The sequence below is a fragment of the Sandarakinorhabdus sp. genome (assembly GCF_987265915.1).
Window position 1 is genome coordinate 2,486,515 of record NZ_OZ503948.1, and the last position, 20,366, is coordinate 2,506,880.

Annotated in this window: 19 protein-coding genes; 9 read left to right on the forward strand and 10 right to left on the reverse strand. The window is 64.1% G+C overall.

Translation table 11 applies throughout. The features are described from left to right. Window positions 1–6 precede the first annotated feature (6 nt). A complete protein-coding gene (locus AC6UUM_RS12095) occupies window positions 7–2,058 on the reverse strand; it encodes a M13 family metallopeptidase (protein WP_500802530.1) in 2,052 nt (683 codons plus the stop codon). A 75-nt stretch (window positions 2,059–2,133) separates the two neighbouring features. Next, window positions 2,134–2,670 (reverse strand): peptide-methionine (S)-S-oxide reductase MsrA, encoded by a 537-nt coding sequence (gene msrA, locus AC6UUM_RS12100; RefSeq protein WP_500802531.1) that lies wholly within the window; start codon window positions 2,668–2,670, stop codon window positions 2,134–2,136. 169 nt (window positions 2,671–2,839) lie between these two features. Between msrA and AC6UUM_RS12105 the strand changes: the two genes are divergently transcribed. The 3 genes from AC6UUM_RS12105 (at window position 2,840) to AC6UUM_RS12115 (ending at window position 6,173) form a co-directional block, all read left to right on the forward strand. Then, a complete protein-coding gene (locus AC6UUM_RS12105) occupies window positions 2,840–3,631 on the forward strand; it encodes a helix-turn-helix transcriptional regulator (protein ID WP_500802532.1) in 792 nt (263 codons plus the stop codon). A gap of 62 nt (window positions 3,632–3,693) precedes the next feature. Continuing rightward, window positions 3,694–5,322: a spinster family MFS transporter gene (locus AC6UUM_RS12110; protein WP_500802533.1), complete on the forward strand. Its 1,629-nt coding sequence runs from the start codon at window positions 3,694–3,696 to the stop codon at window positions 5,320–5,322. Window positions 5,323–5,402: 80 nt separating this feature from the next. Then, the gene (locus AC6UUM_RS12115; protein ID WP_500802534.1) at window positions 5,403–6,173 is read left to right on the forward strand and encodes an SDR family oxidoreductase; all 771 of its coding nucleotides are present in this window, start codon (window positions 5,403–5,405) and stop codon (window positions 6,171–6,173) included. Between the two features lie 74 nt (window positions 6,174–6,247). Here the strand turns inward: AC6UUM_RS12115 and AC6UUM_RS12120 are convergent, their stop codons facing one another. The 3 genes from AC6UUM_RS12120 to AC6UUM_RS12130 form a co-directional block, all read right to left on the reverse strand. Further along, window positions 6,248–7,414 (reverse strand): outer membrane beta-barrel protein, encoded by a 1,167-nt coding sequence (locus AC6UUM_RS12120; RefSeq protein WP_500802535.1) that lies wholly within the window; start codon window positions 7,412–7,414, stop codon window positions 6,248–6,250. Between the two features lie 310 nt (window positions 7,415–7,724). Continuing rightward, window positions 7,725–9,014, reverse strand: coding sequence for an ammonium transporter (locus AC6UUM_RS12125; RefSeq protein WP_500802536.1), 1,290 nt, complete (start codon window positions 9,012–9,014; stop codon window positions 7,725–7,727). Window positions 9,015–9,054: 40 nt separating this feature from the next. Further along, entirely contained in the window at window positions 9,055–9,249 is a 195-nt protein-coding gene (locus AC6UUM_RS12130; RefSeq protein WP_500802537.1) for a hypothetical protein, read from the reverse strand. Window positions 9,250–9,383: 134 nt separating this feature from the next. On the opposite strand from AC6UUM_RS12130, the gene AC6UUM_RS12135 reads away from it, so the two are divergent. The 3 genes from AC6UUM_RS12135 to parE all read left to right on the forward strand — a co-directional run bounded on the left by AC6UUM_RS12135 (window position 9,384) and on the right by parE (window position 13,717). Beyond that, window positions 9,384–9,722: a P-II family nitrogen regulator gene (locus tag AC6UUM_RS12135; protein ID WP_500802538.1), complete on the forward strand. Its 339-nt coding sequence runs from the start codon at window positions 9,384–9,386 to the stop codon at window positions 9,720–9,722. Between the two features lie 55 nt (window positions 9,723–9,777). After that, window positions 9,778–11,187, forward strand: coding sequence for a type I glutamate--ammonia ligase (gene glnA / locus AC6UUM_RS12140; protein WP_500802539.1), 1,410 nt, complete (start codon window positions 9,778–9,780; stop codon window positions 11,185–11,187). Window positions 11,188–11,713: 526 nt separating this feature from the next. Beyond that, window positions 11,714–13,717, forward strand: coding sequence for a DNA topoisomerase IV subunit B (gene parE, locus AC6UUM_RS12145; RefSeq protein WP_500802540.1), 2,004 nt, complete (start codon window positions 11,714–11,716; stop codon window positions 13,715–13,717). A 140-nt stretch (window positions 13,718–13,857) separates the two neighbouring features. On the opposite strand, the gene AC6UUM_RS12150 is transcribed toward parE, so the two are convergent. Continuing rightward, entirely contained in the window at window positions 13,858–14,172 is a 315-nt protein-coding gene (locus AC6UUM_RS12150; protein ID WP_500802541.1) for an acyltransferase, read from the reverse strand. A gap of 144 nt (window positions 14,173–14,316) precedes the next feature. Here AC6UUM_RS12150 and AC6UUM_RS12155 point away from each other — a divergent pair, with 144 nt between their 5' ends. Beyond that, window positions 14,317–14,781: an acyltransferase gene (locus AC6UUM_RS12155; protein WP_500802542.1), complete on the forward strand. Its 465-nt coding sequence runs from the start codon at window positions 14,317–14,319 to the stop codon at window positions 14,779–14,781. A 29-nt stretch (window positions 14,782–14,810) separates the two neighbouring features. Further along, the gene (locus AC6UUM_RS12160) at window positions 14,811–15,455 is read left to right on the forward strand and encodes an SGNH/GDSL hydrolase family protein (RefSeq protein WP_500802543.1); all 645 of its coding nucleotides are present in this window, start codon (window positions 14,811–14,813) and stop codon (window positions 15,453–15,455) included. Here the strand turns inward: AC6UUM_RS12160 and AC6UUM_RS12165 are convergent. Beyond that, entirely contained in the window at window positions 15,425–17,317 is a 1,893-nt protein-coding gene (locus AC6UUM_RS12165) for an ABC-F family ATP-binding cassette domain-containing protein (protein ID WP_500802544.1), read from the reverse strand. The genes AC6UUM_RS12160 and AC6UUM_RS12165 overlap by 31 nt on opposite strands. Before the next feature lie 46 nt (window positions 17,318–17,363). On the opposite strand from AC6UUM_RS12165, the gene AC6UUM_RS12170 reads away from it, so the two are divergent. Then, window positions 17,364–17,828, forward strand: a complete 465-nt coding sequence (locus AC6UUM_RS12170; protein WP_500802545.1) for a hypothetical protein — start codon at window positions 17,364–17,366, stop codon at window positions 17,826–17,828. A gap of 9 nt (window positions 17,829–17,837) precedes the next feature. Here the strand turns inward: AC6UUM_RS12170 and AC6UUM_RS12175 are convergent, their stop codons facing one another. The 3 genes from AC6UUM_RS12175 to metZ are packed head-to-tail and all read right to left on the reverse strand — an operon-like array spanning window position 17,838 to window position 20,297. After that, a complete protein-coding gene (locus tag AC6UUM_RS12175; protein WP_500802546.1) occupies window positions 17,838–18,665 on the reverse strand; it encodes a LysR substrate-binding domain-containing protein in 828 nt (275 codons plus the stop codon). Window positions 18,666–18,675: 10 nt separating this feature from the next. Beyond that, window positions 18,676–19,086 (reverse strand): Co2+/Mg2+ efflux facilitator ApaG/CorD, encoded by a 411-nt coding sequence (gene apaG, locus AC6UUM_RS12180; protein ID WP_500802547.1) that lies wholly within the window; start codon window positions 19,084–19,086, stop codon window positions 18,676–18,678. 5 nt (window positions 19,087–19,091) lie between these two features. Beyond that, window positions 19,092–20,297 (reverse strand): O-succinylhomoserine sulfhydrylase, encoded by a 1,206-nt coding sequence (gene metZ, locus AC6UUM_RS12185; protein WP_500802548.1) that lies wholly within the window; start codon window positions 20,295–20,297, stop codon window positions 19,092–19,094. Between the last annotated feature and the right edge of the window lie 69 nt (window positions 20,298–20,366).

The window sequence follows — 20,366 nt, forward strand, 5'->3', positions numbered from 1 at the left end:
CCGCGCTTACGGCGCCGCCTCACTCCAGATGCGCACCCGCTGTTCTGGCGGCAGGTACAATTTGTCACCTGGCTTCACGTCAAATGCCCGGTACCAGGCATCAAGATTGCGCACCACGCCATTGACCCGATATTCGGCAGGGCTGTGCGGATCGGTCAGCAACTGCTGCCGCAGCGCGCCCTCGCGGGCTTTCTGCTGCCAGCTATAGCCATAGGCGATGAAGAAGCGTTGATCGCCGGTCAGCCCGCCGATCACCTTGGGCTCGCCGTGCGCCTTCACATAGCGCCGCCACGCCGCATAGGCGGTTTCCAGCCCGCCGAGATCACCCAGATTCTCGCCCAGCGTCAGCGTGCCCTTGATCGGCATGCCGGGAATCGGCTGATAGCCATCATATTGTTTCACCAGCATCGCCGCGCGCGCGCCAAAGCGCTCGGCCGATTGCGCCGTCCACCAATCGCGCACCTTGCCGCTGGCATCGAACTTGCGGCCCTGATCGTCAAAGCCATGGCCGATCTCGTGGCCGATCGTCGCGCCGATGCTGCCATAATTTGCCGCCGGATCGGCCGCCGGATCAAAATAGGGCGGCTGCAGGATCGCCGCCGGAAAGGTGATCTGGTTCTGGAACGGATCATAATAGGCGTTGTTGGTTTGCGGCGTCATCCCCCACAGGCCGCGGTCCACCGGCTTGGGCAGGCGCGACAGCTCAAGGTTCCAGTCGAATGCCGTGCTGGCCATGATATTGCCCAGCAGATCATCGCGCTTCACCACCAGCGTGGAATAATCGATATAGGTTTTCGGATGCCCGATGCGCGGATCGAAACTGGCCAGCTTGGCCAGCGCTTCCTTGCGGGTTGCTTCGTCCATCCAGGGATTGCCAGTGATCTGATCGTGCAGCGCCGCCCGCAGATTGGCGACCAGCTCGCCCATCTGCGCATCGCTGGCTGGCGGATAATGCCGCTCGACATAGATTTGCCCCACGGCTTCGCCCAGCGCGCGGTTGACCAGATCGACCCCGCGTTTCCACCGGTCCCGCTGGGTTGGCACATCGCGCAACGTCTTGGAGAAAAAATCGAAATTCGCCGTGTCAAAGGCACGCGGCAGCGCCGTCGCATGGGTGCGAAGGAAGTGATAGGACAGATAGGCCTTCCATGTTGCCAGCGGCACCGTATCCAGCAGCGCACCCGCCGCGGCGACAGCAGTCGTCTGCCGCACCAGCGTGATCGGCGCGCCGCCGAGCCCGGCATGCCCAAGCATCGCATCCCATTGGAATTGTGGTGCCAGCGCCACCAGCTGGGCGCGTGTCATCGGATTGTTGGTTTCGATGATGTCGCGGCTGCGTTCCGGGGTCCAATGCGCCTTGGCGATCGCGGTTTCCAGCGCGATGATGCGGTCGGCGCGCGCCGCGGCATCGGGCAATCCGGCCAGGGTCTGGATGCGGATGACATAATCCCGATAGGCCGCGCGAAACGCCACGAACTTGGGCGTATCCAGCAGATAATAATCGCGATTGGGCAAGCCCAGGCCCGATTGTTCGGCAAAGGCGACATAGCGGGTGGGATTGGCCGGATCGGGAATGATGCTCAGCGCCACGGGCGCGCTATAGCCAGGCGTGGCAAACAGCTTGATCAGCCCGGTGCGGTCGCTCACCGCCTCGATCCGCGCCAGCCACGGCTGCAGCGGTGCAAGGCCTCGCGCCTCGATGCCGGCCTCGTCCATCCAGCTGTTGTAGAAATCGCCGATCTGTTGCCCCATCGTGCCGGCCTTGGCCGGATCGCGCGCCGCATCCTCGATAATGGCGCGCACGTCACGATCGGTCTGATCATTGATCACGGAATCGATACCGACAAAGCTCCGGTCCGGCGCGATCTCCGCGCGTTGCAGCCATGAACCATTTACATAACGGAAGAAATCGTCGCCGGGCTTCACGCTGCGGTCCATGTCGGCAAGCCCGACACCCCAGGGTGGAAAGCGCGGCGAGGCCGGCGCGGCCGTTGCCGCCAACACCGGCGCGCTGCCGCCCAGCAAGAGCAATACCGCAAACAGCCGAACGTGCATCATGCTTCCCCAAGCCGATTGAACTGCCAATATGTTAGCGGACGCCACCGCCGCCGTCACCGGAACGAGGCTCGATCATCAGCGGCCCTTCAGCCGCGCGGCATATCCCTTGCGGAATTTGGCCAGCTTCGGCGCGACCACGGCAGCGCAATAGCCGTTGCTGGTGCCATTTTTCTCGAAATAGCGCTGGTGATAGGCTTCGGCCGGATACCAGGGCGCATTGGGTTCGATGCTGGTGACGATCGGGTTGTCCCAACTGGCCTGATTGCGCGCGATTGCGGCTTCGGCTTCGCCGGCCTGGACGCCGTTTTGCGGGAAAATTGCCGACCGATACTGGGTGCCGATATCCCCGCCCTGGCGGTTGAGCGTGGTCGGATCATGGGTGTGAAAGAAAATGTCGAGCAGTTCTGAATAGCTTATTTCGGAACTATTATATTCGATACGCACAGCTTCGGCATGACCCGTGCGACCCGAACAGACTTGTTCGTAACTGGGGTTGACGATGGCACCCCCAATATATCCAGACTCGACCGATTCCACACCACGAAGTTCGCTGAACACAGCTTCCGTGCACCAGAAGCAACCACCTGCAATTATTGCAACATTGTTTGTCATCGGAGCCTCGTTGTCAAAGATTGAATACTGAACTATACCGTTACCTTGCCGGCAACATTCAGGGCAGTGGATAGGCTGGCATCTCCGCGTCGACAAGGGGGGACGGGCGTGGGTGCCGTGTCGCAGGGGTCATGCGACACACCATGTAGTGTTGTTGGGGGTGTTGCGTATGGGTGGTTTCAAGAACGTGCAGGCGTTCGTGCGCGAAGTGCGTACTGCGCCATCGCTGACCGATATCGGTCTCATCCTCAAGGATGCGACGCACAGTTTTCAATTCGATCATTTTGCCCTGGCGCAGCGTTTGACGAGCCCGGCCAGCGCCACGAATTTGCCATTGGGGCCTGTGCGGCTGACGGATTTTCCGGATGCCTGGGTCGAACAATTGGTAAGCCAGGGCCGCATCGCCGATGATCCGGTACTGCTGGCCTGCGAACGCAGCGTGGCGCCTTTTGCGTGGAGCAGTCTCGAAACCTTGCTACCGATGAATGATCGCCACCGTGCCTTCATGGCGCAGGCTGGGGCCGCCGGCCTGGCCGATGGCTATACCGTGCCGATCCATGTGCCCGGGCAGGCATCCGGCCTGGTCAGCTTCGTGATGGGGACGGGTCGCGAACTGCCGGCCGAAGCATTGCCGGCCGCGCAATATCTGGCGTGCTTTGCCTTCGAAGCGGCGCGGCGGCTGAAGCTGTCCGGCCATGACGGCAGCAACGGCGGCAGCATCGGCCGCGGCATTCGCCTCACCCAGCGTCAGCTCGATTGCGTGGTGCTGGCGGCGCGCGGCAAATCCAATTGGGTAACCGGCAAATTGCTCGGCCTGACCGAAGGCACGGTGCACAAGTATCTGGAGGCCGCCAAACGGCGCTATGGCGTGTCCAGTCGCACCGAGCTGGTGGTGCGCGCGCTGTATGACGGGCATTTGTCGTTCGCCGATGTGATGGGTGACAGGCACCGGGACGACTGATAAGCCATTGTGGCTGTTGCCAGCAGGGGTCGTCAGATGCCCCCGGCCAGTCGGGAGGACACATGGATCCACAGGACGGCGAAGCCACATCAGGTCGCGACCCCAAGATACCGCCGGTGGGCGGCCCTTATGCCTGGTATGTGCTGGCGCTGCTGGTGCTGGTCTATGTCTTCAATTTCATCGACCGGCAGATCCTTTCGATCCTGGCGGAAGACATAAAACGCGATCTGGGGCTGACCGATTCCCAGCTCGGCTTTCTCTATGGCACCGCCTTTGCCGTCTTCTATGCGCTGTTCGGGGTGCCGATCGGCCGGCTTGCTGACAATTGGGTGCGCACCCGGCTGCTCGGCCTTGGCCTCACCCTGTGGTCGGGGATGACGGCGCTGTCCGGCCTGTCGGGCAGCTTCACGCAATTGTCGCTGGCGCGTGTCGGCGTCGGCGTCGGCGAAGCGACCGCTGGCCCGTCGGCCTATTCGATGATTTCGGATTGGTTTCCCAAGGCCCGGCGCGCCACTGCGCTGTCGATCTATGCCGCCGGCCTCTATCTGGGCGGCGGTGTCTCCTATCTGATCGGCGCGGTAATCGTGAAGGGCTGGAACGCCGCTTATCCCGGCGGTGGGCCGCTGGGCCTGGTCGGCTGGCAGGCCGCCTTCATGGCCGTGGGCATTCCCGGCTTGCTGCTGGCGCTTTGGGTGGCCACGCTGATCGAACCCATCCGCGGCCGCGCCGATGGCCTGCCGCCGCCAAAGGCCCTGCCCGGCCGCACCATCCTGCGCAATTTTGCTGCCGACCTGGCCAGCGTGATCCCGCCGTTCACGCTGATCAACATGGCGCTGCTCGGCCGGCGGGCCCTGCTGGAAAATGTGGCTGCGCTGCTGCTCGTGGCCGGGCTGGTCACCATGCTGGTCACCGTCACCGGCGAGGTGCCCCAGTTCGTCGCCGTCGGCACCGGGCTGTACGCGGTCATCAGCTGGGCGCAATCGATCAAGCGGCGTGACAAGCCAACCTATGCAATGATCTGGGGCACGCCGGCCTTCGTGCTGACCATCCTGGGCTTCGGCTCGATCAGTTTCGTCGGCTATTCCGTCGGTTTCTGGGCCGTGCCTTATGCCATGCGCACCTTTGTCGATCCCATCGAGGCGAGCGGCGGCGCAGGGGTCTGGTATGGCACGCGCGAATCCGTGGCGTTCATCCTGGGGGCTGGTGGCGCGCTGGGTGGCTTTGTCGGGACCATCCTGGGCGGCGTGCTCGGCGATTGGGCCAAGCAGCGCCATCCATCGGGCCGCATCATGGTCGGCTGCCTGGCCACATTGGTGCCGGCGCCCTTTGTCTGGATGCAATATACCACCACCGATCTGGCGACCTTCTTCCTGTGCTTTGCCCCCACCACCGTGTTCGGCGCCATGTATGTGGGGGTTGCCGCGGCCACGACGCAGGATCTGGTGCTGCCGCGCATGCGCGGTGCCGCTACCGCCACCTTCTTCATCGGCACCACCCTGTTCGGGCTGGGCCTGGGCCCGTGGTTCACCGGCTTTGTGTCGGCGGTGACCGGCAATCTGGCCACCGGCGTGCTGGCGCTGTTGCTGATGGCGCCCTTCACCATCGTCACTTTGTTCTTTGTCTATCGCCTGCTGCCCGCCGCGGAGGCCAGCCGGCTTGACCGGGCGCGTGCGGCGGGTGAAGCAATCTGACATCCCCTCTCCCTCCCACCGCTGCGCGGCGGGCCCCTCCCTCTCCCGCAAAGGGGAGAGGGGTAGCAGAAGGAAACATCATGAAGATCGAACACTTGTTCAGCGTGGCCGGCAAGACCGCCGTGGTCACCGGCGGCAGCCGCGGCATTGGCGAAATGATCACGCGGGCGCTGGTGGAAAATGGCGCGACCGTGATCATCTCCAGCCGCAAGGCCAGTGATTGCGATGCCCTGGCCGCCGAGCTCGGCCCGGCCTGCATCGCCCTACCCGCCGATCTGTCGCAGATGGCCGAGGTCGAACGCTTCGCCGCGGCCGTAGCCGAGCGGTTCCCGCGGCTCGACATCCTGTTCAACAATGCTGGTGCCAGCTGGGGCGCCGGCATCGATGAGTTCCCGGAAATCGGCTGGGACAAGGTGATGGACCTGAACGTCAAGTCGGTGTTCTTCCTCACTCAGAAACTGCTGCCGAACCTCGCCGCCGCCGCCAGCCCCGAACAGATGGCGCGAGTGATCAACATCGGCAGCATCGATGGCCAGCATGTCTCCGATCTGGAAACCTACAGCTACGCCGCCTCCAAGGCCGGCGTGCTGCACCTGACGCGGATGATGGCGAAGTTCCTCGGCGCGCGCCACATTGCCGTCAACGCCATCGCACCGGGATTTTTCCCGTCGAAGATGACCGCCGCCATCGCCGAGGAGTTCCGCGAAGCTTTCCGCGCCGAAACGCCGATGCAGCGCTGGGGCAATGCAGACGACATGGCCGGAGTCGCGCTGTTCCTGTCCAGCCGGGCCAGCGGCTTCATGACCGGCAGCGTGATCACCGTTGATGGGGGCTATGCCACCACGGTGTGATGCGGCTGGCGATCAATGCAGAAAAGGGCGGGGTTGCCCCCGCCCTTCCCGCACGACCGATAAGGGTCATGTGATCAGAAGATGACGCCGAACTCCAAACGCCCGCGGACCTGGCTCTTGCTGTTGCCAGCGGCGCCAAATACAGCGCCGCGTGCCACATCGGACGCCGACACATAGGAAAGTTCCGGACGGACGAAGAAGCGATCCCACGTGTAGGTCGGCGTGATGGTCGCCGAAAAGGCGTTGCTGCCCGGCCCATAGAGGAAATTGGCAGCCGTTGCGCGCGGCGCCGAGCTGTCAAAATACTCGAAGCGCACCGGCAGGCTCCAATTGTCGTCGATCTTGTACTTCGCCAGCACGCCGACGCCCCAGTTTTCGGCCTTGGTGGAGCCGTTGAATTGCAGGGTTGGTACCCAGACATACTGGAAATAGGGCTGCACCAGCCACTTGTCGCCGGCATAGCTGTAGATGACGTTGAGGATGGTGCTGTTGTTCTGCACGGTCGGAGTCGAGAAGGCCGCGCGATCATTCTTGGACAGCGCACCGCCCAGCACCAGCGACAAGGTGTGCGGACCATCGACATAGCTGACGATGCCGCTCAACCAGTTGAACTTGCCGGAGAAGAAGCCATCGGTCAGCGCAAGCGACGCGCTGATCTTGCCGGACGTGACGTTGGCCTGCACCCCGCGGGTCAACACATTTTCCTGGCCCCACAGCACACCGCGTTCGATGTTCATGTTCTGGAAGCTGAACGGCGCTTCGAGGCCGATCAGCGTCGGCAGGATGCCGGCCTGAACGTTGAAGCTCGACGACGGCGCAATCTTCAACCAGGCCTGCGGCACCACGCCATACGTGCCATCGGTGTAGGTGGTCGACTTGGCATAGCCAAAGCCCAGGGTTTCATGGCTGTACAGGCCAGCCTGCACCAGGAACTGCACGACGCCTTCCGGCTTCTGGATGATCACCTGGGCATTGGAAAGATCGGCAAAGCCGCTCGAAACGCCGGCCGTGCTCTTGGACTGGACACCCAGATAGCCGCTGGCAATGCCGGTGACATAAATCTGGCTGCCGCCCAGATCAAAGCTGATCGGCTTGGGATTATAGCTGAGCGGTCCCGCGAGGCCGGGCAACAGCGCCGGCGGCGCGGCCTCTTGTGCTGCGGCGGCACCCGCCGAAAGAAGCGCTGTGGTTGCCAGTGCGGTGCGAACCTGCACGTGCCACTTCGAAGTCTGCTTGATCATCCGGAATCCTTTGACCGGTGGTTGCCATCGATGCCTGACGCCTGCGAGCGCACGACAACCCCGAAATCATGCACTGCAACAATGTTGAAACATCTACGCCAAATGGCGTAAGTACGTCATATGTCGTAGAGAAAACCAGAAACAATGGTTTCCAAAAAAAATGCAGAAGTTGGCGCATACCAACTTCTGCAGATTGCTTCACACATATTTGGCAAAATATTCGAGCCGTGGTGACCATGATGTACCATGGCCCGAAGCGATTTGACTTGGCCGGACAGTTTCCTGCCCGGCCAGGTCAATCCCGCAGCTATCAGGGGTTGTAGGCGCGTTCGCCATGCTCGCCCAGATCGAGGCCTTCCTGCTCCACATCCTTGCTGACGCGCAGGCCGGTCACTGCCTTGGCAATGAAGATGGCGATCGTTGTGCCGACAGCAGCCCACACGATGGTCGTCCCCACGGCGGCCAACTGCACAATCAGCTTGGCGCCCATGTCATAGTCCGCAGCGCCAGGGCCGCCGAGCGACGGGGCATAGACCACCGCCGTGCCGATGGCGCCGACGATGCCGCCCACGCCGTGGATCCCGAAGGCATCGAGCGAGTCGTCATAGCCCAGCTTGGGCTTGATCACGGCCACCGCGATGTAGCAGAAGACCGCAGCGATGGCGCCGAGCGCGATGGCACCCAGCGGGCCGGAGTTGCCCGCGGCCGGCGTCACGGCCACCAGGCCCGCGATGATGCCCGAAGCCAGGCCCAGTGCGGACGGCTTGTGACCAGCGAGTTTTTCGATGGCAAGCCAGGCCAACGCGGCTGCAGCGGTCGCAACGAAGGTGTTGATCATGGCCAGCGCCGCCGACCCATTGGCTTCCAGCGCCGAACCGGCATTGAAGCCGAACCAGCCGACCCACAGCAGGCCAGTGCCGACCAAGGTCAGCGTCAACGAGTGCGGCGCGGTGATGTCCTTGCCGTAACCAATCCGCTTGCCGAGGATGATGGCTGCAACAAGCGCGGACACGCCAGCATTGATGTGCACCACGGTGCCGCCGGCAAAATCCAGCGCACCCATCACGAAGAACAAGCCGGAAGCCGCCCACACCATGTGCGCGATCGGCAGATAGACCAGCGGCAGCCAGACCAGGGTGAAGACCAGCACGGCGGAGAACTTGATCCGTTCAACCACCGATCCCAGCACCAGGCTGACCGTGATCGCCGCGAACGTCATCTGGAAGACGACAAACACATATTCGGGGATGACCACGCCGGCGGTGAAGGTGGCAGCGGTGGAGCTGGCGTCGATGCCAGCCAGGAACAGGCGGTCAAAGCCAGCGATGAAGGGCTTGATGGCGCCTTCGCTGTCCGGCCCGAAGGCGAGCGAATAGCCGAAAACCACCCACAGCAACATCGTCAGGCAGGTGGCAGCGGCGATCTGCGTCATGGTGGCCAGCATGTTCTTGGAGCGCGTGAGACCGCCGTAGAACAGTTGCAGGCCCGGCAGGATCATCAACAGCACCAACACCGTGGCAATCAGCATGAATGCCGTGTCGCCCTTGTCAGGAACCGGAACCGGTGCCGCATCCTGGGCCAGCGCTGGCCCCGCAGCCATGATCGCGATGGCGGCCGATATTGCGGGCCCTCGCAGTCTGTCAAAGATCGTTGTCATCAATTTCCCCTGCGTTGAGACATTGTTCACGGGTGTAGATCGGCAGTTCCAGCCGCATTAGATGCCCGTCGATTCTGCCCTGCAACATAAGGCGTTTGACGGTGCGCCCCGCCGCGCAAGCCCGCCGATGCAGGCCGCCATCACCGTGATCCGTCCCGGAAACAAGCTGCGCCTGCACCCTTGCCGGCGGGCATATAAGCCAAATTACGGTGGCGCGGTCTTGGCAAATGGCGCATGACCTGCATCCTTCAGCCACCACAACGGCGGTTCGTTGCTGGATCTTCTTGGCAGATTTGCGGGCAGGAGAAGGACGTGAAAAAGATCGAAGCCGTCATCAAGCCATTCAAGCTGGATGAAGTGAAAGAAGCCCTGAACGAAGTCGGCGTTTCCGGCATCACGGCCACCGAAGCCAAGGGCTTTGGCCGGCAGAAGGGCCACACCGAACTGTATCGGGGTGCCGAATATGTCGTGGATTTCCTGCCCAAGGTGAAGCTGGAGGTCATCGTTGACGATGATCAGGTCGAGCGTGTGGTGGAAGCCATCACCAACGCGGCGCGCACCGGACGCATCGGCGACGGCAAGATCTTCGTTTCGACCATCGAATCGGCCGTGCGCATCCGCACCGGCGAGCGCGACAGCGACGCGATCTGATCCGCGCGCCACATCAATTTCAAAAACCACCAACCAACAACAGGGGAAGAGCCGAATGGCCACCGTCGCAGACATTTTGAACCTGATCAAAGAAAAGGACATCGAGTGGGTTGACCTGCGCTTCACCGATCCCAAAGGCAAATGGCAGCACCTGACCATGGTGTCGGGTGTGATCGATGAAGACATGCTTACCGATGGCTTCATGTTTGACGGGTCGTCAATCGCCGGCTGGAAGGCGATCAACGAAAGCGACATGATCCTGATGCCGGATCTGGACGCGACCTACATCGATCCGTTCTCCGCCACCCCGATGCTGATTCTGGTGTGCGACATTGTCGAACCGTCCACCGGCCAACTCTACAGCCGCGATCCGCGCAGCACCGCCAAGCGCGGCGAAGCCTATCTGAAGGCGACCGGCATCGGCGACACGGTGTTCGTCGGCCCGGAAGCCGAATTCTTCGTCTTCGACGATGTGCGTTTCGGCCTCGGCTACAACGAAGGCTTCTTCCATCTCGACGATATCGAGCTGCCGACCAATTCGGGCCGCAGCTATGAACAGGGCAACATGGCCCACCGGCCGCGCGCCAAGGGCGGCTATTTCCCGGTGGCCCCGGTCGATTCGGCTGTGGATCTGCGCGGCGAAATGGTCGCGACCATGCTGGAAATGGGCCTGCCCTGCGACAAGCATCACCATGAAGTCGCCTCTGCCCAGCACGAACTGGGCCTGACCTATGGCAAGCTGGTCGAAACCGCAGACCGCATGCAGGTTTACAAATATGTCGTGCACCAGGTCGCCCATGCCTATGGCAAGACCGCGACCTTCATGCCCAAGCCGATCAAGGACGACAACGGCAGTGGCATGCACACCCACCTGTCGATCTGGGACGGCAAGACGCCGCTGTTTGCCGGCGACGAATATGCTGGCCTGTCGGAAATGGCGCTGTTCTTCATCGGCGGCATCATCAAGCACGCCAAGGCCTGCAACGCCTTCACCAATCCCAGCACCAACAGCTACAAGCGGCTGGTGCCCGGTTTCGAAGCGCCGGTGCTGCTGGCCTATTCCAGCCGCAACCGCTCCGCCTCGTGCCGCATTCCTTATGGCACCGGCGCCAAGTCCAAGCGCGTGGAAGTGCGCTTCCCGGATGCCACCGCCAATCCGTACCTCTGCTACACGGCGTTGCTGATGGCGGGCCTGGACGGTATCGAAAATCGCATCCACCCCGGCCCGGCCATGGACAAGAATCTCTATGACCTGCCGCCGCGCGAACTGAAGAAAGTGCCAACCGTCTGCGCCTCGCTGCGTGAAGCGCTTGCTGCTCTGGACAAGAGCCGGGCTGTGTTCACCAAGGGTGGCGTGTTCACTGACGACCAGATTGATTCGTACATCGAACTCAAGATGGAAGAAGTGCAGCGTTGGGAAATGACCCCGGCGCCGGTTGAGTTCGACATGTACTATAGCGCTTAAGCGGCGCGAAATTAGTGCGAAGCACTAATTTTCGACTCGCGTAGCGCTCGGCCAGCGAGCAAGAAAAGGGCGGCCCCAACAGGCCGCCCTTTTTTGACTCTTCTGACGGAACGGCTTCGCCGTGCTCTTCCTTCTTCCTTCCCTCTTGCAGTCCGCACGGACTCGGCGGCTCCGCCGCCGGCCGTGCCGTCAGGATCAGCAGAACCCCTGCTACCTCACTTAACCCATCCAAATTGGCAGCATCTTGTGCACTGCAACATGCGCCTGAAAGGTCAAGACGCAACTCCCTCGCTCAGCCCCGCGACCGTCAAATATCTGACATACATAAAAAAAAGGGCCGGAACCTGAGTTCCGGCCCTAGTAAATCCTTGGGGAGGATCGCCATATCGGCATGCCCCTTTTGCACCGCACCATAGCGAAACTCAATGCGCGAAATTGCGTAGGTGCCCAAAAAATTGTCGCAGGTGCCAAAGCCCGGCTTTGCGCCGCAACTGGCAGGCCGCTGCCAAGCTGCTATAGCCTGCCCATGTCCGATCTGTTTGCCGCCACCCAAAGCTCCGCCGATTATGATGCCAGCCACATCGAAGTGCTGGAGGGCCTGGAACCGGTACGGCGCCGGCCGGGCATGTATATCGGCGGCACCGACGAACGCGCCCTGCACCATCTTGCCGCCGAAGTGCTTGATAATGCAATGGATGAAGCCGTCGCCGGCCATGCCAGCCGCATCGAGGTCAGCCTGGAAGTCGATGGCAGCCTGACCATCGTTGACAATGGCCGCGGCATCCCGGTCGATCCGCACCCGCGCTTTCCCGACAAATCGGCGCTGGAAGTGATCCTGACCATGCTGCATTCTGGCGGCAAGTTCAGCGGCAAGGCCTATGCCACCAGCGGCGGCCTGCACGGGGTGGGCATCAGCGTGGTCAACGCGCTGTCCGACGATACCACCATCGAAGTGGCGCGCGACAAGTTACTGTATCGCCAGCGCTTTTCGCGTGGGGTGCCGCTGGGGCCGGTGGAAAAGCTGGGCGCGGTCGCCAACCGCCGCGGCACCTCGGTACGCTTTCATCCCGATCCGCAGATCTTCGGGGCGGAAGCGGCCTTCCGCGCCAGCCGCCTGTACAAGCTGGCGCGATCAAAGGCCTATCTGTTCGGCGGAGTCGAAATCCGCTGGAAATGCGCGACCGAACGCTGCGACGGTGATGTGCCGGAAACGGCCGTGTTCACCTTCCCCGGCGGCCTTGCCGATCATTTGCGCGAGCGCTTGGAAGATCGCCCGCTGGTAGTGGCCGATCTGTTTGCCGGCCGCGCCGATCTGGCTGCCGGCGCCGATGGCAAGCCGATGGGCGCGGTGGAATGGGCCTGCGCCTGGCCGCAATGGGGCGAAGGTTCGGCGAGTTTTTACTGCAACACCATTCCCACCCCGGATGGCGGCACCCACGAAGCCGGCCTGCGGCTGGCGCTGACCCGTGGCCTGAAGAATTTCGCCACCCTGTCTGGCAACAAGAAGGCCGGCGAACTGGCCGGCGAGGATGTGTTTTCCGGCGCCGAACTGATGCTGTCGCTGTTCATCCGCGATCCCCAATTCCAGAGCCAGACCAAGGACCGGCTGACCAGCCCCGAAGCCACGAAGCTGGTGGAAAATGCCATCAAGGATCATTTCGATCACTGGCTGACCGGCAGCGGCGGCAACGGGGGTGCTTGGGGCAAGCCGCTGCTGGCCTTCGTGCTGGAGCGCATGGAAGACCGGCTGCGCCGCCGCCAGGAAGCGCTGGTCAAGCGCAAGACCGCCACCAGCAAATCCTCGTTGCGCCTGCCCGGCAAGCTGACCGACTGCGCGCGCGGCGATGCGCCGGGCACCGAATTGTTCATCGTGGAAGGCGATTCGGCCGGCGGCAGTGCCAAACAGGCGCGCAACCGCAACACGCAGGCGATCCTGCCGATCCGCGGCAAGATCTTGAACGTGGCCAGTGCCAACACCGCGAAGATCGGCGCCAACAGCGAAATCGGCGATCTGATCCAGGCGCTGGGCTGCGGCACGCGCGAACGCTACACGCCGGAAAGCCTGCGTTATGAACGCATCATCATCATGACCGATGCCGATGTTGATGGCGCGCACATTGCTACCTTGTTGATGACCTTCTTCTTCCGCGAGATGGCCGGACTGGTGCGCGACGGCCGCCTCTATCTGGCGCAGCCGCCGCTGTATCGTCTGTCGGCGGGCGGCACCGTCGCCTATGCCCGCGACGATGTCCACCGCGAAGAACTGATGCGCACGACCTTCTCCAGCCGCAGCAAGGTGGAGGTCAGCCGCTTCAAGGGCCTGGGCGAAATGAACCCGCAGCAGTTGAAGGAAACCACCATGGACCCGGACAGCCGCTGCCTGATCCGCGTGCGCCTGCCCGAAAATCCCGAAGGCCGCGCCGACGTCGCCGATCTTGTCGAACGGCTGATGGGACGCAACCCGGAACACCGCTTCAATTTCATCCAGAGCCATGCCACTTCGATCGACGCCGACGCACTGGACGCGTGAATACGCCATAATGGATACATCTTGGGGCCGATGCGCGCCCGCTTTGGTGCTGCTGCGCCTGTCAACCGCAGCTTAGATCACCGATGATGCCGCGGCTTGTGGAGCATGCCGGCATGGCGGAACATATTCGCAGCAACGGATCAGGGCGCGATGGGCGCAGACACCGCGGGATTGCCGGACGCGATATGCGCGTCGGGCACGTCACGGTTGACCAGTGCGCCGGGCTGGATCACGCAATCCCGGCCAACGGTCACACCGGGCAGGATGATGGCTCGGGCCCCGATGCGGGTGCCGGGGCCAATCACCGTGTCCAGATAGATGCCGCGCGTCATGTCGTGGGTCAGCACCACAACCTCCTCGCCGATCATGCATTCCGCACCGATGTGGATACCACGCGGCCACGTGCGATCGATCAGCGCGGTCTCGGCGATCCAGGCACTGGGATGCACGTCCATGGCCCAGATGCGATCCCGCACAAATCTCTGCCAGTGCTGCCGCAAACTCAATCGACGCATGGTGACCTTTCCCCTGCTGCCGCTGCATTCTCACGGCCCAACTTCATTTACAAGCGGCCAAGATGGTCGTTATTTGCAGGTGTCATGGCCCTCGGTTCCCTCAACCGCTTGCGCAAGCTGCGCTTGCTCATTCTTGGCTTGCGCCGGCGCTGGTTGCGGCTGCGCTATGGCGTGGACATCGATCCAACGTCCACCGCTTCGCTGTCGAGCCGGCTTATTGGCGGGCGACCGGGCGGCGTGAAGGTGGGGGCCTATTCGTTGGTCGCCTTCAAGACGCTGCTCGACGCCCGCGATCTGGAAACTGGCAAGGTGCGGCCGATCCTGATCGGGCAGCGCTGCTTCATCGGCGGCAGCTCGATGATCATGCCGGGCGTGACCGTGGGGGACGAATCGATCGTCGCGGCCGGTGCGGTGGTGTTCGATGATGTACCGCCGCGCTCGATCGTGGCCGGCAACCCGGCGCGGGTCGTGCGTTCGGACATCAAGGTCGGCCACTTTGGCCGGCTGGAGGGCGCTGACGACAACACGCGGCGTCTCTACAAACTCTGATTCCGGCGCGCGGCCGCTGGTTGCCGGGTGTGGCCCTGCTGATCACAGCCCTGGCCGGCGGCCCGGCCAGCGCCGCCACCTTGCCGCCAGACTGGGCTGGCTTGGGGCCGTGCCGGCTGCTGATTTTCGGCGATTCCCTGGCGGTGCGCTGGTCGGCGCCGCCGCCGCCCGGCTGGCGTCAGGCCGTGGCCGGCCAGGCCGGCGCCCGCGCCGATGACCTGGCCGGTCCCGGTGCCGCGCTGATTGCCGCGACCCGGCCGCACGCGGTGCTGCTGTTTGCCGGCAGCAACGATGCGCGCGCTGCTGCCCTGTGGCCGTGGGGCCATGCTGTGCCGCGCGCCGCCGCTGCCATCGCTGCCATCGCCCGCGCCGGGCAGGCCCAAGGCGCCCGCGTGGTGGTGGCCGATCTGGTCGCGCCGGGGCCGCAGCCCTGGTGGCGCACGCTGCTGACCGGTGATCGTCAGGGCCGGGCCATGGCAGCGATCACGGCGCGGCTGGCGCTGCCTGCGGGCACGCGGCGGCTACCCGTGGCGCCGCTGCTCGCTGGGCACGATGGCGGCATCGATCCTGCCATGCGCAGCGATCATCTGCATTATTCCGATGCCGGCTATGCCGGCCTCGCCGCCGGGCTGGTGCCGCTGCTTCAGGATGCTTGCCCAGCCGCCCCCGGCTGAGCGGCGTCAAGCGCTGTGCTGGCGACCAGCCATTCGGCTTCCGCCGCTGCCAGGCTGGCCTCGATCTGGCCGCGCTGCTTGAGCAGGGCCGCGCTGTTGGCGCCGGGCAAAGCCAGCCGCACATCCAGACCATCGCGCTCCGCCGTCAACCGGGCAATGCGCTGTTCGGCAGCGCTCAACGCCTTGCGCAGCGCTGCCGTGGCTTCACGCTGGGCGGCGGCGCGGCGGCGGGCTTCCTTCGGGTCTTCGCGTGGTGCGGCCGGCGCCTTTGGTGCATCGGCTTTCTTGGGCGGGCCGCCGACAATCAGCGCTTCATAATCATCGATGCTGCCATCGAAATTGCGGGCATGGCCGGCATCGACCAGCACCAGCCGATCGGCGCTGGCCTCGATCATGTGGCGATCATGGCTGACCACCACCACCGCGCCTTCATACCCATTCAGCGCCTGGACCAAGGCCTCGCGCGTATCGACATCAAGGTGGTTGGTCGGTTCATCGAGGATCAGCAGATGCGGCGCGTCGCGGGTGATCAGCGCCAGCGCCAGCCGGGCGCGCTCGCCGCCGCTCATATGGCCGACCTTCTGTTCGGCCATGCCGCCGGTGAAGCCGAACCGGCCCAGTTGCGCGCGCACCGCCGATGGGTTGGCCCCGCGCATCAGCCGAGTCATATGCTCCAGCGGGGTGTCGTCGCGGTCGAGCTCCTCCACCTGATATTGGGTGAAATAACCGACGCGCAATTTGCCCGGCGCGTGCTTCGATCCGGCCATCGCCGGCAATTGCCCGCACAGCAGCCGCGCCAAGGTGGTCTTGCCATTGCCGTTGCGGCCCAGCAGCGCCAGCCGGTCATCGGGATCGAGCGTGAGATCAAGGCCGGTGAGGATCGCGGTGCCATCATAGCCGACCGCGGCATCATCCAGCTGCACCAGCGGCGGTTTCAGCGGCGGCGGCGACGGAAAATCGAACTTCAGGCTGGGATCGACCGCGGTTTCGGCAATTGGCTGCATCTTGGCCAGCGCCTTCTGCCGGCTCTGCGCCTGTTTTGCAGTGGAGGCGCGCGCCGAGTTGCGGGCGATATAATCCTGCAGCTTGGCACGCTGGGTGGCCTGGGCTTCGCGCGCGGCGGCGAGCTGCGCCAGCCGTTCGGCACGCTGGCGTTCGAAACTGTCGTAATTGCCGGCGTACAGCGTCGCCTTGCCCTGTTCGAGATGCAGGATGTTATCGACGACATTGTTCAGCAGATCACGTTCGTGGCTGATCAGCAGGATGGTGCCGCGATAGGATTTCAGGAAGCTTTCCAGCCACATCGCCGCTTCAAGATCGAGGTGGTTCGACGGTTCGTCCAGCAGCAGCAGATCGGGCTGGCTGAACAGCAGGGCCGCCAGCGCCACGCGCATCTTCCAGCCGCCGGAAAAACTGTCGAGCGGACGCTGCTGCGCCGCGGCATCAAAGCCCAGGCCATCGAGGATGCGCCCGGCCCGCGCCGGCGCCGTGTAAGCGTCGATGGCCACCAGCCGTTCATGCACTTCAGCCAGCCGCAGCGGATCGGCAGCGCTGGCGGCGAGCGCGTCTTCCTCCAGCATCAGTGCCGCGCGCTCAAGATCGGCCGCCAGCACCGTATCGAACGGCGTGCCCTGCCCGGCCGGCGCTTCCTGCGCGATATAGCCCAGCCGCGTGGCGCGCGGCATGTCGATGCTGCCAGCGTCCAGCTCCTGTTGGCCGGCGATGGCCTTCATCAACGTCGATTTGCCTGCCCCATTGCGGCCGATCAGCCCGATGCAGGCGCGCGGCGGCAGCGTGACATTGATGCCATCGAGGATGGTGCGCCCGCCAAGGCGAACGGTGACAGCGGAGATCGAAAGCATGCGCAGCGCCCTAGCAGGCCGGGCGCGCTGCGGCTAGGCTGTGACCATGATTGATCGCCGCCTCCTGCTTGCCCTGCCCTTGGCGCTGGCCCTGCCCGCGAAAGCGCAGCAGGCTGATTCGCTGCCTGCCGCGCTGGTGATCTGCTGGCAGGCGCGCGGCGTGCGCTTCACGCCGGCGCAGGTGGCGGCGCGCATCGGTGGCAAGATCGGCCGCGCCGCGCTGGCGGCGGTTGCCGGTGCCTGGACCGACGCCAATGATGACGATCAGGAAACCGTGGTGGAAATCGTCTGGGAAGCCGGCCGGTCGCCCTCCCCGGCCTGGCCATTGCTTGACCGCGATCTGGCCGCCCGCCGGCCGGCGCTGCTGCTCGGCCGCGATGGCCGCTGGTGGCTGCTGGAGGCGCGCCATGATGGTCTGCTGAGTGTGCGCGATCCGCTCACCGGCGAAGGCCGGGTGCTGACGCTGGAAGCGGCAGAGCTGATCGGCCGGCCGGTGATTGCCGGGGCCTGAAACGCCGCTTCAGGCCGCGCCCGGCTGGGTGTCGTCCGCCAGAAACGCCACCAGGGCGCGCACCTTGGCCTGACGCCATTGCGGGGTCGGCGCAGTCAGCCACCAGGCACCCGTGGCCGGTTCACCTTCGTCCAGCGCCACTACCCGGCCAGCAGCGAGATCGGCCGCCGCCAGCAGCGCCGGCACCCGCGTGCGGCCCAGCCCGGCCGCCGCCGCATCGATGGCGAGGCCAGCATCGGCAAAGGTAAAGGCGCTGGCGACGCACGGCGTTTCGGGATCGAGCGGGTGGGCGATGCACGGCGCATCTGCGCCTGCGCCCGGCGCTGCCACGCTGATGCGCCGTTCGGCTCCCAGCGTGCGGCCGTGGATGCCTTCGGCTTGCGGTTCATCGCCATAATGGATGGCCAGATCGAGATTGGCCTGGGTGAAATCGACCTCACCGGCATCATGGGCAACGATCGAGAAGCGCAGACCCGGATAGAGCCGGCCATAATCGGCAAGGCGCGGCGCCAGCCATTTCGCCACCAAAGCGCGCGGTGCCGCCAGGCTGAGCACCCGGCTGGATTGCCCGGCCTGCATCAGCCGCACCGATTCTTCAAAGGCCAGAAACCCCTGTTGCAGGGCCGGCAGCGCCTGTTCAGCTTCCGGGGTGAGTTCCAGATTGCGGGTGAGGCGGCGGAACAGGACGACGCCAAGCGTTTCCTCCAGCGCGCGGATCTGCTGGCCCACCGCCGCCGGCGTGACCGCCAGTTCATCGGCCGCGCGGGTGAACGACAAATGGCGCGCCGCCGCCTCGAACACGCGCAGAGCATTCAAGGGCAGATGGGTGCGTTTCATCGGAAGGCGATCAGTGGACGGCCGGGCGCGGGCCGGGCAATTCCAGCTTGAACTGCGGGATGGTGACCATGAAGCGCTCACCATCGTCGGCCTGCATCACATATCGGCCGTGCATCAACCCTGTCGCAGTGGCGAGCGGGCAGCCAGACACATAGTCATAGGCACCGCCCGGCGCGATCAGCGGCTGCACACCGACGACGCCATCGCCAGCGACTTCCTCGGTGCGTCCCGTGGCATCGATGATCGTCCAGCGCCGGGCCAGCAAGCGCACGGCCTGGGCGCTGCCATTTTCCACCCGTACATGATAAGACCAGACATGATAACCGCGATCCGGATCGGATTGTTCGGGCAGATAATGCGGCGCCACCCGCACGGTGATGCCGGCGGTGGTTTCGGCGTAGGGGAAAATCTGCCGGATCACCGCGATTACAGCCCGGCCGCAGCCAATGCCTGACCGAGATCATCGATCAGATCGTCTGCGTCTTCCAGCCCGATCGACAGGCGCAGCATGCCTTCGCTGATGCCCATTTCTTCGCGCACGGCCGCCGACACGCTGTAATGGGTGGTGCTGGCCGGATGCGTCATCAGGCTGCGCGAGTCACCGAGATTGTTGGAAATATCGATCAGGTGCAGCGCATCGAGCAGCGCATGCGCCTGCGCGCGATCATCCAGATGCATGGCGATGATGGTGCCGCCCGCCTTCATCTGGCGCCGGGCCAGATCATGCTGCGGATGGCTGGCCAGGCCCGGATAGATCAGGTTCGGCACCCGGCTCGCCAGGAAGATCGCCACCTTCAGCGCATTGTCACACTGGCGGCGCACGCGCAGGTCGAGCGTTTCCAGACTTTTCAGCACCACCCAGGCATTGAACGGCGACAGGTTCGGCCCGGTGTGGCGCGCGAACGCCAGATAGGTGTCGTTCATCCATTTCTCGCTGCCGACGACCGCGCCGGCCAGCACCCGGCCCTGCCCGTCCATCAGCTTGGTGGCGCTGTAGGCGACGATATCGGCGCCCAATTCCAGCGGCCGCTGCACGATCGGCGAAGCAAAGGCATTATCGACCATCACCAGCGCATCGGCATCGTGCGCCACATCGGCAATCGCCCGGATATCGCACAGATCGAGGCCGGGATTGGTCGGCGTTTCCAGGAAAAACGCCTTGGTGTTGGGCCGGCGGGCTTTCGCCCAGGCATCCACGTCGCGAGCATCGACCGTCGTCGTCTCGATGCCGAAGCGCGGCAGGATGGTATCAACCAGCACCCGGCACGATCCGAACAGCGCGCGCCCGGCCACCAGATGATCGCCGGCCGAAAGCGTGGAGAGCAGCATGCCGCTCATCGCCGCCATCCCGGTGGTGGTGGCGCGCGCAGCCTCTGCACCTTCGATCAGGGCGATGCGCTGCTCCAGCATTTCCACGGTGGGATTCTGCAGCCGGCTGTAGGTCATGCCCGGCCGTTCGCCGCGGAAACGCGCTGCGGCTTCCTCAGCGCTGTCGTAACAATAGCCAGACGTCATGAAGATGGCTTCGGACGTCTCCCCCACTTCGGTACGCATGGTGCCGCCGCGCACCATTTGCGTGGCGGGGCGCCACGTTTTCACAATTTCTGGGTTCTGGCCGGCGTGTCGTTTCATGGCATCCGGGATAGTGCGACCTTAGTAGCAGTGCAATCAAGCAAGGGATTTTTCTTGGGCAAGCCCAGC